Raw genomic sequence first — 13,649 nt, 5'->3', positions numbered from 1 at the left:
AAGGCGGCGTTGCTCAGCTGCCAGAAGGTTTGTTACGCTGGCCAGCACGATGGCCCGTGTTCTCCTCGCATGGATCGGGAAGACCGATATCAAGGCGGCGTCGGGCGACGCCAAGGTCGGCGAAGGCCCCATCGCGCACGCCGTCGCCGAGCGCGAGTTCGACCACCTCGTCCTGCTGAACAACCATCCAGGAGAGGAGGTCGCGGCGTTCACGCGATGGCTCAGGAGCAAGACGAAGGCGAGCATCGTCCTCCGGCAGGAGACGCTCTCCACCCCGACGCACCACGCGGACATCTACCGCGCCGTCATGGACGCTGTGGCCTGGTCGATCGAGCAGTACGGGAAGAGGGCCAAGCGGACCTTCCACCTGAGCCCGGGCACGCCGGCGATGGCGGCCATCTGGATCCTCGTCGCGAAGACGCGCTTCGAGGCGGAGCTCATCGAGTCATCGCCCCAGACCGGCGTCCAGACCGCCGACGTGCCCTTCGAGCTTGCCGCGGAGCTGATCCCCTCCGCGGTCCGCCGCACCGAGGAAGACCTCGCCCGCCTCTCGGACGGCTTCCGGCCCGACGAGCCGGGGTTCTCGGACATCGTCCACCGGAGCGAGGCGATGAAGCGGCTGCTCCACCGCGCGCGGCAGGCCGCCGGCACCACGGCGCCCGTCCTCATCCAGGGCGAGTCCGGGACCGGAAAGGAGCTCCTGGCCCGCGCCATCCACCAGGCGAGCCTGCGCGCCGCGGACCCGTTCGTGGCCGTCAACTGCGGCGCCCTGCCCCGGGAGCTCGTGGACTCCGAGTTCTTCGGGCACACCCGGGGCGCCTTCCCGGGCGCCACCGCCGACCACCAGGGGCACCTCGCGCGCGCGAGCGGCGGGACGCTCTTCCTCGACGAAGTCGGCGAGCTGCCGCCCGATGGGCAGGCCAAGCTGCTCCGCGCCCTCCAGGAGAAGAAGATCCGCCCCGTCGGCGGCAGGCAGGACGTCCCCGTCGATGTGCGTGTCATCGCCGCGACCAACCGGGACCTGATGCGCGAGGTCGGTCAGGGCCGATTCCACGAGGATCTCTTCTACCGGCTGGCCATCCTCGTCCTGCACACGCCGCCACTCCGCGAACGCGAGGGCGATGTCGGGCTGCTGATCGACCAGTTCCTCGCCCGCCTCAACAACGAGGCCCGCCCCGGAGGCATCCAGAAGAAGCTCTCTCCCGCCGCAAGGAACCACCTGCTCCGCCACCCCTGGCCGGGGAACGTCCGGGAGCTCGAGGGGACCCTCTGGCGCGCCTTCGTCTGGGCACACGGGCCGGTGATCGATGTCGTCGAGGTCCGCGAGGCGCTGTTCGTCCGCGAAGACACGCCGCGGGACGCGGTGCTGGGCCAGCCGCTCGGCGACGGCTTCAGCCTCGAGGAGACCATCGCCCACGTCGTCCGGCACTACCTGGAGCGGGCCCTGAAGGAAGCGAACCACAACAAGACGCGCGCGGCGGCGCTCATCGGCTTCAGGAGCTACCAGCGCCTGAAACAGTGGCTGGACAAGTACGGCGTGGAGGCGTGACGGAACGGCGCGTGCTCGGCCGAAGGGCGTGATCACCGCAAGGGTCGGCGAGAGGATGAGACGCTCTTCTCTACGTTTGACGTTCTAGCCGTAGGTCGCAGCGCCATTGGCGTAGGTGATCGTCCCTGTTTGCCCGAATTTGCGCCCATGGTTCGCGGCGTAGCCGGCATGATCGTCCGTGATGGTCACCGTGATCGTGCGGCCAGAGGACGCGGTGAGGAGGCGCTTGTGACAATCGTGGTACCGTTCGCCCGTGCACGGCCAACCGTTCATTTCTACGACGAGGTTTGCCGTACTACTGACGGAAGCGAGCATGATCTCTTCCGCATGGTAATGACCGTCGCTCTCGTACTTCTTGCCTTTAACTGTCACTGTAATCGGCATGTTGCCCCTCCAAGATACTTTCGCACTCGAAACGATGCCCTTGTCATGCATTGTTTCGTTGCAGCGCATAGCATCTCAGGCTGGTTTACGAGCGTAAAGAGAATTCGAACCACGGTCTGTTCGGTGCAAGACCCATGCGCCGACCCCTCCCGACGCCCGCTCGCCGCCCTGGGGCTCCGCCAGCCGGCCTATGCCGCGTCCACGATGCGAATTCCTGCAGCACATGGGCGCTGGTTCTGGCCCGGTTGGTGTTCCCGATCACCGTCGTCGATGCCGACGGCGCACCTGGATCCAGCCCCTTGATGGTGGGGCGATCGGCCCGCCGCGGAGCGTCATTGTCGATACGTATCGCACCCGACAGCGACGGTGTCCGGGGCGAAAATTTCCAAGGGCCGTAGGCGTGCCGTGAGGGAGGGCGCGCGACAGCGGGACGAGGTGGTCAGTCGAGCTCGGAGGCGATGTGCGCCTGCAGGTGGTGGACGAGGTGATCGAACATCAGCCGCACGCGGCGGCTGTTCTTGAGGTCGCGGTGCATGACGACCCAGACGCCGAAGTCGAACTCCAGAGCGTCGGGCAGGACGCGCACCAGCCGGTCGCGCTTGGCCAGGGCGACCTGGCAGGCTCCGATGCCGAACCCCGCGCGCAGGGCGGCGTACTGACCGATCTCGTTTTCGCACCGGAAGCTGAACATGTCGCGCGTGACTGGGATCGGGAGCTTGGGCAGCGATAGCTGCGGAGGTTGTTTGTCGAAGCCGATCAGCGGATGATCGCGCAGCTGCTCGAGGGTGTACGGCGTGCCGTGCGCCTTCAGGTAGCGTGGGTGGGCGTGAAGCCCCACGTGGAGGACGCCCAGCTTGCGCGTCACGAGGGCGCTCTGCGTCGGGCGCACATTGCGGACGGCGATGTCGGCCTCGCGACGCAGCAGGTCCTGGTTGCGGTTCGAGAGCACGAGCTCCACGGCGATGCCAGGGTGCGCTTCGCGGAAGGCCGCAAGCGCTGCAGGCAGCACCTCGGTGCCGAGCATCTCGCTCGCCGTGATGCGCACCGAGCCCCGCAGCTCTTCTGCTTCGCCGGAGACAGCTCGCCTCAGCGCGCTCTCGGCGCTCGCCATCGCCTCGGCGTACGGCACGAGGGAGACAGCGGCCGGCGTGAGATCCAGACCCCGCTGTGAGCGCGTGAAGAGCGCGATGCCGAGCGCTCCTTCGAGCGCTTGAAGGTGGCGCCCGATCGTCGGCTGGGCGAGCCCGAGGGCGCGCCCGGCGCCCGAAAGGCTGCGCTCGCGGACCACCGCGAGAAAGGATCGATAGAGCTCCCAGCTGGGTTCCGCGGCCATACAGAAATGAATAGCAGATGTACGTCTGTGTAGAATCCCATTCCGCGAGGCGGTGCGCTACGTGTGTGGGCAAGGAGATCTTCTATGAAGTCCACGAGCCTACAGCCCGAGCAACTTTCGAGCGTGTCCGCGGTTGCCACCGACGGCCCCAACCCCCGAGCGGATCGGATCGGGCGCGGGCTGATGGCCTTGAACGCGGTCCTCACCCTCGGCGCATTCGCGGACGGTGTACGGATCATGGTCAGCGCGGCCGACGACCGCGTGGTGGTCGAGATCTGGCGGACGTTCGCCTACGTCGTCTTCGCCGGCATGTGGGCCCTGATCGCCGCCTGGCCGCGACGGGTACCGGGCGTGTGGGAGCTGGTGCTCTTCCAGAAGTTCGCGATCACCGTGTACTACTTCGCGCTCGGCGACGTGCCCCACGCGCAGACGGCCGCGCTGGTCGACCTCTGGCTTGTGTCGACGACCGCGCTCGCCTACGCGCTGTGCCGCGGCTGGTATTCCTGGAGGACCGTCACCTCCTCGCCGGGGAGCAGCGGACAGCCCGCCCGTACGGCCGGATGAGGCTACCGCATCCTCTCTCGACGAGCGGATCGGACGTCGCTCAATCTGTTCTTTTTTGCGACTTTGCGACTTTGCGACTTTGCGTTGAAATCTCTCTCCGAATCCCTGGCCGGACTCCCGGTGGGTGGAGCTACGCGCCGGACGTGGCGGCGTCGCTCACCATCCAGGCAAAGCGGTCATCCACACTCGCGCTCCCGCCGCTCTCATCGCTCCGATCGGACCACGAGAAGCGCTGGCTCACGCGCACCATCCCGCTCGCGCTCGCGTCGCCCCTCCAGGCGAACCGATCGCCGACCGCGGTCTTGCTGATCTCGTCGTCATCGTCGTCGTCGCCCGTGTCCCCCACGGGGTCGCCGAGGTCGTCGTAGACGCCGCTCCTGCTCCCGAGCGCGAACGGTCCGAAGCTGTACCCGTCCGAGGCCGCGTCGAGATCCCCGGGGTCGTGGTACTGCGCGTCGATGGAGCTGTAGACCTTCCCGCCGATCTTCTTCGAGTATTTGAACCCGTTCGCCAGGGCCGTGTACTTGAGGATGCTGCTCACCTTCCGTGACTTCAGGAGGTTCTCCTCGGTCACCTTCTTCCACGTCTTCACGGCGATGATCGTGTCCTTCGCCGACTTCGCCGCCGCGCCAAGGCTCTTCCCGAGCTTCTTCATGCGATCGGCGGCGCTCTCGCCGAGCTCCGCGGCCCCCTGCTTGAACGACTTCCACAGGCTGCCGTCCGCGGCCTCCGCGAGCTCCTCGAGCAGCTCGTCGCTCTGCGATCGCAGCCGGCTGAGCGAGTCCGAGAAGCTCTCCGCCGCCTGCTTGCCCACCTTCGACGCGACGTCGTCGGCCGCCTCCTCGGCGGACTCCTTGAGGATCTTCGCGAGCGTCTCCTCGGCGCTCTCCCGCGCGAGGGCCTTGCCGGCCCGCTTGAAGAACGGCTGCGCGAGATCCGCGCTCTTGGCGGCGGCCATCTTCGCGCCCTTCACCAGCCCCTTCCCCGCGGCCTTCGCGCCTTTCCACAGCTTGCCCGCGATCTGGCCGCCAAACTTCATCAGGATGTCCATCGCGATCTCGATCGCGATGTCGACGAGGCACGCAATGAAGTCGGTCCAGGTGAAGCCGGCCTTGGCGGTGCCCCAGACGATGGTGAAATCGAGCGGCAGGCTGACCGGGCTGTTGCACGCGAGGTGGAGCGAGAACGGCACGGTCTTGAACGGCGAGCACGCGAGATCGCAGGTCGTCTCGCCGAAGATCGGGTTATCGCATCCGATCGCGACCCCGCTCGTCCCCCAGACCGAGATGGAGCTCCCGAAGAGGATGGTCCAGGGCAAGAGCGGATTCCACCCCTGGACCACGTCCACGTGCGGGACAACGAGGCTCGCGTCGCTCCCCCGCCCTATCCAGTGCACGCCGTCGAGCTGTATCTCGTGCTTGTTCTGCTCCGACCAGAACGAGAAGAGGTGCGTGCCGCTGACCAGCCCCGTCTGGAAATGAGGCCAGTACTTCATGGGCACGTAGGCCCCGGGCGGCGGCATCGGCCACCAGAACATGGCCTCATGCCACGAGAGGCCGAGGAACACGTTCCACCGCGTGACGGTCAGGCAGCCGTACGACATTGTCCGCGCTCCTTCATCCTCATCGAGCTCATCGAGCCGCCGAGGTCCAGCGCACCTCGCGCCGCAGGTTCATCATCTGCTCCTCGGTGAGATCCAGGGCCACGGGGGCCCGGGCGCTCCAGACCACCACGACCTCGCCCGGGACCGGCCGCACGACCACCGAGCAAAGGTGGGATTCCGCCTCGGTGAGCGTCCGGCCGGGCGCGAGCTCCAGCATCACCCGGGGCACCTCGCCGGGCAGGTGGAAGGAGTAGACTTGCCGGTTCGGGTGCACGTGATGCAGCTCGAAGTACTCGTCCGGCGCGAGGTCGGAGACGCTCATCCCGGGCGACGCGACCTGCGCATACTCCAGCCGGAGCGGGCCGCCGGGGTCCTGGTAGAGCGGCGGAATCGAGAGGATATCCCGGGCGGCCCAGCCGCGCTCGACCTCGGCAGGGAGCTTGCCGTCGCTCTGGCAGGTTGGGGCGAGCCCGAGGTAAGCGAGCCGCGGAAACCAGGCCATGGACTGGTAATCCCAGCCTGCCGGCAGCGGCGCATGGATCCACCGGTATGGCTTGCCCACGGCGAGGCGCTGGGGCGTCAGCGGGTCGAACGGGAACTCGAGGTTGGGGATCGGCCGCCCCGCGAAGCTCTCGGCGTCGAGCTCCATCAAATACCCGTAACCACATGGATTTCTCGGATAGTGGTACACCGTGTCGGCGAGCCTGTCGGTGCCACGCCGGGCCTCCTGGACGAGCTGCGCGAGGACGTCGCCGTTCCTGCCGAGCGCCGTCAGATCGACGCCGCCATAGGCGTAGTCGTAGCGGATCGGGACCACCTCGATCGGCGCAGGCTCGGAGAAGCGCGGCCGGCCCGCCCTGTCGATCTCGCCCACGCGGTCGCCGTGGACCACGATCTCGCGACGGTGCTTGCCGAACTGGACGCTCGCGGTGAGCGTGCGGGTGTCGGGCTTGTAGGCGTGGGCGAAGGCCTGGATGACGACGTCGGTCGCGCGCCGGAAAGGGAGCATCTCGTCGACGGCGATCGGCGGAGAGACCCGCGGCGGCTTGCGATCCTCGCTGTAGGGGATCTCGTCGTCGTGCAGGACCTCCTGCTGCCCGGGGGCGTCGAGCTCGCAGCGCCCGTTGTGGATCCGGTAGGTGCGCTTCGAGATCCAGGCGATCCACCGCCTCCCGTCGGGCTCGCCCTGCAGGAGCAGCTCGGTCTTGCGGCGCGGTCGGCGCGGTCTGTGCGCAGGCGCGCGCGCGGCGGGCGGCGTCGGGTCGTTGCTCACGGCCGCTGCTCCCCGCTCACTCTGCCTCGTAGATGCGCCAGCGGCCCCGCCAGAAGTTCTTCTCCGGCTCCTCCGCGTCGCCTGGCTGGCGCCGTGTGTCGGTGAGCAGCGGCTCCATCTGATCCCAGAAGCCCTGACCCACCGCGGGGCCGAAGATCGCCATCACCGTGTCGCGCATGAGCTCGTGGCGCTGCGCCTCCGGCAGCACGTGAAAGGGGTCGGTGAGCCTCTTCATGCGGTCATGGTACTTGGCGCGCGCGGGCGGCCACTCGGTATTTTGTTGTGATCTCCCGCCGCCGGCGCGCACCTCTGGCCGAGCTCGGCGGCCAGGTTCCGAGGCGATCCGCGCACCGCCACACACCAGCGACGACTCCAATGTACGTCGCGGCCAGCGATCGCCCGCGCTCGCTGGATGAGCCCTTGACCTCGGGAGGCGCGGTTGCGACCGTGCATGCCGGGGACATGAGCGAGCCGAAGGGGACACTCCCGGTCGACGACGCGCAGGCCGCGCAGTTCGCGGCGCGCGCCTTGCCGTTCTTGCCAGGCACCGCGGGCGGCGTCGCGTGCGCGTCGCTCACGCCGGCGGCGTCGGCGACGGCGGCGCAGGCGACCATCGACACGGTCCCGTGGCGCCACGAGGGCAAGCTCCGGCTGACGGTCGTCGTGAAGGCCAGCTTCTCGCTCGACGCGTCGCCGATGCGGCCGGCGGAGGTGGCGGCGCCGTTCCAGACGAAGGATGTCCACGACCGCCGCGGCCCGATGACCCACGTGACCGCGGCGAGCGACCGGGTGCCGTACCGCCAGTACGTGGACGTGACCGCCCTCGGGCACGCCGCCGCGCCGGGCGGCCGCCCTGTCGCCGAGATGAATGCGCGGTTCGCGCTCGTCCAGCGCGAGGTGCCCGGCCTCGACAAGACGGTGCGCGTCGTCGGCCGCCGCAAGGAGGCCGCGGCGGCGCCGGAGCCGTTCGTGCGGATGCCGATCGTGTACGAGCGCGCCGCCGGCGGCGTCGGCGTGCCCGAGAACCCCCTGGGGTGCAGCGAGCGCGACGGCGAGCTGCCGAACGTGCTCGACCCCGTCGATCCGCAGAAGCCCGCCGGCTTCGGTCCGCTCGCGGCGGCGTGGCCGGCGCGCAGCCGCCGCCTCCCGGCCGGCGCGCGCGCCAAGCTCGACGCCGAGGTGATGGATGTGCCGGGCGCCTTCGACTGGTCGTACTTCCAGTGCGCCCCGCGCGACCAGTGGGTCTCCGCGCTGCAGCCGGACACGGTCGTCGTGCTCGAGGGCTTCCACCCGGATCGCCCCCGCATCCAGAGCGCGCTGCCGGACGCGCGCGTCGCCGGCGCGGTGTACGGCCTCGACGACGCCGATGCCGACGCCCCGGCGCGGCTCGTGTTCCACGCCGACGGCCTCCACGTCGACGCGGATCGGCTGCTCTGCACGATCACCTGGCGCGCCCACGTCGAGCTGCGCGACCCGGCGCAGCGGGAGCGCCTGATGGCCGTCGCCGGCGTGGGCGTCGGGAGCGCGCCAGCGGTCCCGCCGCGGCGCCCGCCGGTCCAGCGCCCCGCGGCGGCCGCGCCGTCGCGCTCCAGCGAGCCGCGGCGGCGGGAGGGGTCCGCGGGCGGCACGCTGGCGCTCGACGGGCCCGGCAGCGCGCCTGCGTCGGGCACCTTGCCCACCACCCCTCCGGCGGCCACGACGCCCGGCCCGGCGGCGGGAGCGGTGCTCGCCGCGCTCGACGTCGACGGAGCTGCATCGCAGCCGCCCGCCCCCGCGGGCGTCGCGCCGCGCCCTCCGGCCCCCGCGCCGGCGCCACAACCGCCGGCCCCGCTGAAGGAGCCGCCGGCGCCGAGCGCAGCGCGCCCGGAAGAGTCGGTCACGATCGAGCGGTACGCCACCATCTGCGCGGAGCTCGCCGAGCGGGGCGCGCTGCGCGGCGAGGTGCTCTCCGCACACGACCTCGACGAGGCCAGCTGGCGGAAGGCCGAGCGGCGCTGGCGAGACGAGCTCGAGCGCGCGTTGAAGCACGGGGACCGCGCGCTGCGCGAGCGCTTCGACGACGCGTACGTGAGCACCTGGGAGCGGCGCCACCCGGACCGATTCGGGGCCGAGCAGTACGCCCGCCTCGTCAGGGCCGAGCGGCGGGGCAAGCTCTCGCTCGAGATCGCAGAGCAGGGGCTGGACGCGCCGCTCGGCCTGCGGCTGAAGCGCGTGTGGCAGCGGCGCGTCGCCGCGCAGGCCGCGCTGGCGGAGCAGGTCGAGCGCGCGCTCTCGGCCCTCTGACGCGCAGTCGACCTCGCGCGCGCCGCCCGCGGCACGCCCGGGGTCGACCGCGCGCGACACGCCGCGCGCAACGCTCAGCAGTTCAGCTTGATCCGCTCGCCGAGCAGCTGGACGTCATCGTTCGCCGCGATCTGCACGTCGCCGCGCGTGGCCTCGAGGTTCACCTGACGGGCCTCGGCGCGCAGCTCGCCGCGCGCCCGCGTCGTCACGTCGCCGGCGACGGTCTGCGCGAGGTCGCCGCCCGTCTCGTGCACGATCCCGTGCTCCGCGCGCACATGGAAACGATCGCAGTCGACGCGCACCGCGCCCGGCGACTCGAGCTCGAGCTCCGCCGCCCGGATCCGCAGCACCGGCCCGCGCGCGGTGAGGCGCACGTCGAGCTCGATCTCCCCGGAAGCGCTCCGGATCGTCACCCGCTCCTCGTCCCCTGCCGCGGATCGCACCTCGACGACGCGCCCCGACGGCAGCTCCACCTGCCGGCCCTCGGCATCGCGCCGCGTCTGCTCCGCGATCCGCTCGATCAACGCAGGCAGCTGGTCCACCTGCTCGGGCTCCGTCACGATCTCTGGTGCACGAGCTTCGTACAAAGGCTTCATCGCGGCGCGCTTGCGGGAGAGTCCCCGCTTCCTGGATCGAAGAAGAGCGCACCCGGGCGCGCCGGGCAATCGCAATCTGAACCTCCCAGGTGACCCAGGCAGCCATTCACGCTTTCTTCCTGCCTTCATGTTCAAAGGACAGCACCGCCCACTGCGAAGAGGCCCCCCGCCGGCGCGAGGCGGCGGCCGCGCTGAGGGCGAGGAGCAAGCCGAGCACCAGCGGCGACGAGCCTCGCCCCGGCGCCGCAGGACTGTACGAGCACCACCAGGACGAAGTCCCCGCACACACGCCCTCCGAGCATGCGTCGCCGTCCGTATCCGGATCGCCATCGTCACACGCCGTACCCCGAGGCCGAGGCGCCACCGAGCACGACGCCGTGTCTGGCTCGTAGACCCCGAGGTCGCATGCGCTGGAGAGTTCCCCGCAGAGGCGCAGCGAGGTCTGCGCCTCGTACAGGTTCGCCGGCTCGAGGGCGCTCACGGTCTCGTACCACTGAGCCTCTTCCGTGAGAGCGTCGGAGACGATCAGGCCTTCGCCGACGACGTTCGACTGGACGTGGCCCCACAGCAGGGGAACGTCCATGGGGGCCGCGAGGTTCCAGTAGGTGTTGCGCGCGCCGCCGTGCGGCCCCGTGCAGTCCTCGCCCCCGCTGCCCACGAACGTGTACGCGCTGAGCTGCGTGAACAGGTTCTCGAACGGCGAGTCGCCGTGGTGATCGAGGACGAGCACCTCGGCGCCGGTGCCGCGGGAGAACACATTGCCGCTCGCGCGTGCAGACACCGTGAGCGAATGCGTCCAGGCGTTCGCTATGTTGAAATCGCGCACCAGGATGTCCGCCGAATAGCTCAACGCGATGCCATGGTGCCCCTGGCGCCCCTCGAGCGCGATCTCCTGGAGCGTGAGCCCCTTCACGTAAGACCCCGTGAAGATCCCGCTGTCGGCGTCGACGATGGTGACGTCGCGGACCCAGCCGTCGGCCACGGCAGTGAAGGTGATCGCGTTGTAGCCGGGCTCCTTCAGATGCCCTGCGTAGGGGACCGCGATGAACTCGATGCGCAGGTGCTCGACCCCGACCTCCTCCACCACCTCGTGTGTCTGGAGCTCCGGGCTCCAGGTGAGCGATACGTCCGTGCGCAAGGGCTGCGTGAACGTCACGACACCGCCATCGATCGAGCGGATGCGCAACGGTGAATCCAGGTTCAGGGGGACCATATAAGGGCAATCTCCCGCCTCCGCCTGGTCGTTGTGCAGGTGCCTGCCGAGGCTCCCCGATCCGTCGTCGACCTGGTGCAGCTCGACGAGCTGCCCTTCTGCAAGGCCCGTGGTGGACGCCACGGTCAGGGAGGTGTCGCCGCGCGACGCCGCGGTCATCACCGCGGTCGCGGTCGTGGCGATCACCTCCTGGGAGGGACGTAGTTCAATGAACGCTCCGCTCCAGGACCACGACCGGCTCGGTCCATAGATATCCGCGAGGCTCTTGCTGACGAAGAGAACACTGCCGTCGGGACCGGAGCCCTCGCCGCGAAGCACGACGTTGCTCTTCGAAATCCGGAGGACGTCGGTGATGACATAGCGTCCCGCCGGGATGAAGACAGCCCCGTTCTCGGCCGCTGCGATGGCTGCCGCAAAGGCGTCGGTATCATCGGTCATGCCGTCGCCGACGGCGCCAAAATCCGTGACATTCACCACCACGGGCACCTCGGGGAGCGGCGCCTCGCCCCCGTGGTACCCCGCGTGAGAATAATCCGGGAGGCGGCTCGTGGGGGTCCACGCCTCGCCTGCGGCGCCCCAGAGCTTCGACGTCCCGCCCGAGGCAGGCGCCGACGCAAGCAGCAAAGCCACGCCCGCCGCCCAACCGCGTCGCACTATCCCCAGACCAAGCCCACGAAAGGTCGATTCGGTCATGGATGCTCCTGAAAGGGAGACCGACCGCGCATGCCTGCACGATCTCGATCCAAGCGGAGCACAGCGCTCCGTCGACAGCAACTGGAAGCTGCGCGTCGCCTGAAGCGTCTTTGGGCACGTTCAGGGCGGCGCGCTCGTGGCTGTTCATGCACGTGACGTGCAGCTTGCCTTCGCTCGTTGGTTCGTTGTTGATGCCGGCAATCAGATTCGAGAACGGGCGCTCCTCGACGTACGTGGTGCAGCAGCGCGTTCGAAAATGGTGATGTGGTCAGCTCCCTGGGTGACGTCGCAGCTGCCGCCCTGGACATCGGAGAGGTCCTGGTACGCTGCTGACGCCACGCTGTCAGCAGACGCGAACTACATGGGCGGAGCGTCAACTCCGCAGCCGCGGCTGCGCATGGAGGCCGTCATGGATTTCGTCTCGATCCGCATCATCACCGATGCCACCCGACGTCTGGTCGCGTTCTACGAGCAGATCACGGGCGTCGCAGCGACCTGGTACACCGAAGACTTCGCCGAGCTGACGACGCCATCGTGCACCCTCGCCATCGCGCACCGGCGCACCATGGAGCTCTTCGCGGCGGGAGCAGCGCACCCCGAAGGCAACCACTCCGTTATCGTCGAGTTTCGCGTGAGCGACGTCGACGCGGAATATCGAAAGCTAGCGTCTGTCATCGGCAAGGTCGTGCAGGAGCCGACGACCATGCCCTGGGGCAACCGTTCGCTCCTCTTCCGCGACCCGGACGGCAATCTCGTGAACTATTTCACTCCCGTCAGCCCGGGAGCGATCAAGAAGCTCGACAGGCAGCGCTGATTGGCCCCGGCGCGGGCGCGAAGAAGCCCTATCCTCGATGACGGGAGGCGTGCATCGCGACGGCAATGCCGTCCTGGAGCGTGCCCTTCGTGACGATGCCTCGCAGGGGTGCGTCGAGATGCACGAGCGTTCGGGCCACCTCCGAACCTATCCCGGTGATCACCGTGCGCGTCCCCAGGAGCCGCAGGCCGCTGGCCGCGACGACGAGCATGCTGGCGACGCTCTCGTCCACATGTTTGAGGCCCGTGATATCGATGATGACGAACTCGGCGCCTCGGCTGCTCGCGCCGTGGAGCATCGCATGGTTGGCCTGCTGAGCCCGGTCGCTGTCCATCGTACCGATGAGCGGCATGACCAGGATGCGATCCGTGATCGGAATGAGCGGCGTGGAGAGCTCGAGGAGCCGGCCGCGCTGCGCGGCGATGATCTGCTCGTGCAGCGCCGTCCTCTCCGCGTTCGCGTGCCCTTTCTCGACGAGCTCGCGCTCGAGCCCGTCCTTGGCCTCGCGCAGCTCGTCGGTACGGGTCATGAGCTCGACGACGAGCGCCTCGCGCGCGGCCTCGACGGCGACGCGCTGCCGGACCTCCGACTCCAGGCTCGCGTTCTTTTCCTGCAACGCTCGCGTCATGCGCCGGACGGCGATGTGCGGGCGTATCCGCGCAAGGAGCTCCTCCGTGTCGAAGGGCTTGCTTATGTAATCCACGGCGCCCGCCTTCAACCCTTGCAGCCGGTGCTCGCGGTTATTCAAGGCGGTCATGAAGACGATCTGAGTGTCGGCGGTTTGCGGGTTGGCCTTCAGGCGCCTGCAGACCCCGAAACCGTCGATGTCTGGCAACATGACGTCGAGGAGAACGAGATCCGGCTGCTCGCGCTCGATCAAGCTGATCGCCATGCTGCCATCCGTGGCAATGGCGAGGTCCAGATGCTCGCTCGACAATGCGTCGAGGAGCGTGTCGAGGTTGGCGGGATTGTCGTCGACCGCGACCACGAAACCATTGAATTGCGTCAATTCGTCCCCCCAGTGCCTGAAAAACGCAGGGTGGACCCTATCAAGGAGCGTGACGACTGTAAAGGGCCACGCATGCAGCGTCGCTCTGGGGACTGCGGTTCTGACGATCCATGCGAAGTGCTCACACGACGTATCTGTAACTTGCTTCACGTCGACAATACCAGGCCAGATCGAACTGTACGTGTGCCAACGTGTACGGCTTTGCGCAACGCTGGTCACGATCTGGAAACGACACACTCGGGTGTGCCCGCGCACGCGTAGAGGGTGCGCGAATGTGGCAGTCGCGAAGCGTCTTTCACATTTGCATTGACTTGTGTTGCTCTGCGCAGGCTAGT

Annotated in this window: 12 protein-coding genes; 4 read left to right on the top strand and 8 right to left on the bottom strand. The window is 68.7% G+C overall.

The window, feature by feature from the left end; all coding sequences use genetic code 11:
* The first annotated feature begins 49 nt into the window (after positions 1 to 49).
* Positions 50 to 1,549, top strand: a complete 1,500-nt coding sequence (locus WME79_RS10230) for a sigma-54 interaction domain-containing protein (RefSeq protein WP_437534522.1) — start codon at positions 50 to 52, stop codon at positions 1,547 to 1,549.
* 84 nt (positions 1,550 to 1,633) lie between these two features.
* On the opposite strand, the gene WME79_RS10225 is transcribed toward WME79_RS10230, so the two are convergent.
* Positions 1,634 to 1,933 (bottom strand): hypothetical protein, encoded by a 300-nt coding sequence (locus tag WME79_RS10225; protein ID WP_437534520.1) that lies wholly within the window; start codon positions 1,931 to 1,933, stop codon positions 1,634 to 1,636.
* A gap of 439 nt (positions 1,934 to 2,372) precedes the next feature.
* Entirely contained in the window at positions 2,373 to 3,266 is an 894-nt protein-coding gene (locus WME79_RS10220) for a LysR family transcriptional regulator (protein ID WP_437534518.1), read from the bottom strand.
* An 84-nt stretch (positions 3,267 to 3,350) separates the two neighbouring features.
* On the opposite strand from WME79_RS10220, the gene WME79_RS10215 reads away from it, so the two are divergent.
* Positions 3,351 to 3,830: a hypothetical protein gene (locus WME79_RS10215; RefSeq protein ID WP_437534516.1), complete on the top strand. Its 480-nt coding sequence runs from the start codon at positions 3,351 to 3,353 to the stop codon at positions 3,828 to 3,830.
* 130 nt (positions 3,831 to 3,960) lie between these two features.
* Here the strand turns inward: WME79_RS10215 and WME79_RS10210 are convergent, their stop codons facing one another.
* The 3 genes from WME79_RS10210 to WME79_RS10200 are packed head-to-tail and all read right to left on the bottom strand — an operon-like array spanning position 3,961 to position 6,941.
* Positions 3,961 to 5,433 carry a hypothetical protein gene (locus tag WME79_RS10210; protein ID WP_437534515.1) on the bottom strand — a complete coding sequence of 491 codons (1,473 nt, stop codon included), beginning with the start codon at positions 5,431 to 5,433 and terminating at the stop codon, positions 3,961 to 3,963.
* A gap of 28 nt (positions 5,434 to 5,461) precedes the next feature.
* Complete coding sequence (locus WME79_RS10205; RefSeq protein WP_437534514.1) at positions 5,462 to 6,706, bottom strand: DUF2169 domain-containing protein; 1,245 nt, start codon at positions 6,704 to 6,706, stop codon at positions 5,462 to 5,464.
* A 16-nt stretch (positions 6,707 to 6,722) separates the two neighbouring features.
* Entirely contained in the window at positions 6,723 to 6,941 is a 219-nt protein-coding gene (locus tag WME79_RS10200; protein WP_272101560.1) for a hypothetical protein, read from the bottom strand.
* 227 nt (positions 6,942 to 7,168) lie between these two features.
* Between WME79_RS10200 and WME79_RS10195 the strand changes: the two genes are divergently transcribed.
* Positions 7,169 to 8,989, top strand: a complete 1,821-nt coding sequence (locus WME79_RS10195) for a DUF2169 family type VI secretion system accessory protein (RefSeq protein ID WP_437534513.1) — start codon at positions 7,169 to 7,171, stop codon at positions 8,987 to 8,989.
* A 74-nt stretch (positions 8,990 to 9,063) separates the two neighbouring features.
* Here WME79_RS10195 and WME79_RS10190 read toward each other — a convergent pair whose 3' ends face one another.
* Together WME79_RS10190 and WME79_RS10185 are read right to left on the bottom strand one after the other, a co-directional pair.
* A complete protein-coding gene (locus WME79_RS10190; RefSeq protein ID WP_437534512.1) occupies positions 9,064 to 9,585 on the bottom strand; it encodes a hypothetical protein in 522 nt (173 codons plus the stop codon).
* A 106-nt stretch (positions 9,586 to 9,691) separates the two neighbouring features.
* Positions 9,692 to 11,428 carry a glycosyl hydrolase family 28-related protein gene (locus WME79_RS10185; protein WP_437534510.1) on the bottom strand — a complete coding sequence of 579 codons (1,737 nt, stop codon included), beginning with the start codon at positions 11,426 to 11,428 and terminating at the stop codon, positions 9,692 to 9,694.
* 472 nt (positions 11,429 to 11,900) lie between these two features.
* On the opposite strand from WME79_RS10185, the gene WME79_RS10180 reads away from it, so the two are divergent.
* A complete protein-coding gene (locus tag WME79_RS10180) occupies positions 11,901 to 12,305 on the top strand; it encodes a VOC family protein (protein ID WP_437539813.1) in 405 nt (134 codons plus the stop codon).
* Positions 12,306 to 12,333: 28 nt separating this feature from the next.
* On the opposite strand, the gene WME79_RS10175 is transcribed toward WME79_RS10180, so the two are convergent.
* Positions 12,334 to 13,533, bottom strand: coding sequence for a response regulator (locus WME79_RS10175; RefSeq protein WP_437534508.1), 1,200 nt, complete (start codon positions 13,531 to 13,533; stop codon positions 12,334 to 12,336).
* Positions 13,534 to 13,649: the final 116 nt, after the last annotated feature.

The sequence above is a fragment of the Sorangium sp. So ce726 genome, assembly GCF_051521405.1.
Lineage (GTDB): Bacteria > Myxococcota_A > Polyangia > Polyangiales > Polyangiaceae > Sorangium.
The sequence above is the reverse complement of the archived record's forward strand: the minus strand, read 5'-3'. Positions and strand labels throughout refer to the sequence as shown.

Bases quoted from the DNA above. Each gene is read 5' to 3' on its own strand.
- WME79_RS10230 (WP_437534522.1), top strand. From the start codon at position 50: ATGGCCCGTGTTCTCCTCGCATGGATCGGGAAGACCGATATCAAGGCG.
- WME79_RS10225 (WP_437534520.1), bottom strand. From the start codon at position 1,933: ATGCCGATTACAGTGACAGTTAAAGGCAAGAAGTACGAGAGCGACGGT.
- WME79_RS10220 (WP_437534518.1), bottom strand. From the start codon at position 3,266: ATGGCCGCGGAACCCAGCTGGGAGCTCTATCGATCCTTTCTCGCGGTG.
- WME79_RS10215 (WP_437534516.1), top strand. From the start codon at position 3,351: ATGAAGTCCACGAGCCTACAGCCCGAGCAACTTTCGAGCGTGTCCGCG.
- WME79_RS10210 (WP_437534515.1), bottom strand. From the start codon at position 5,433: ATGTCGTACGGCTGCCTGACCGTCACGCGGTGGAACGTGTTCCTCGGC.
- WME79_RS10200 (WP_272101560.1), bottom strand. From the start codon at position 6,941: ATGAAGAGGCTCACCGACCCCTTTCACGTGCTGCCGGAGGCGCAGCGC.
- WME79_RS10195 (WP_437534513.1), top strand. From the start codon at position 7,169: ATGAGCGAGCCGAAGGGGACACTCCCGGTCGACGACGCGCAGGCCGCG.
- WME79_RS10190 (WP_437534512.1), bottom strand. From the start codon at position 9,585: ATGAAGCCTTTGTACGAAGCTCGTGCACCAGAGATCGTGACGGAGCCC.
- WME79_RS10180 (WP_437539813.1), top strand. From the start codon at position 11,901: ATGGATTTCGTCTCGATCCGCATCATCACCGATGCCACCCGACGTCTG.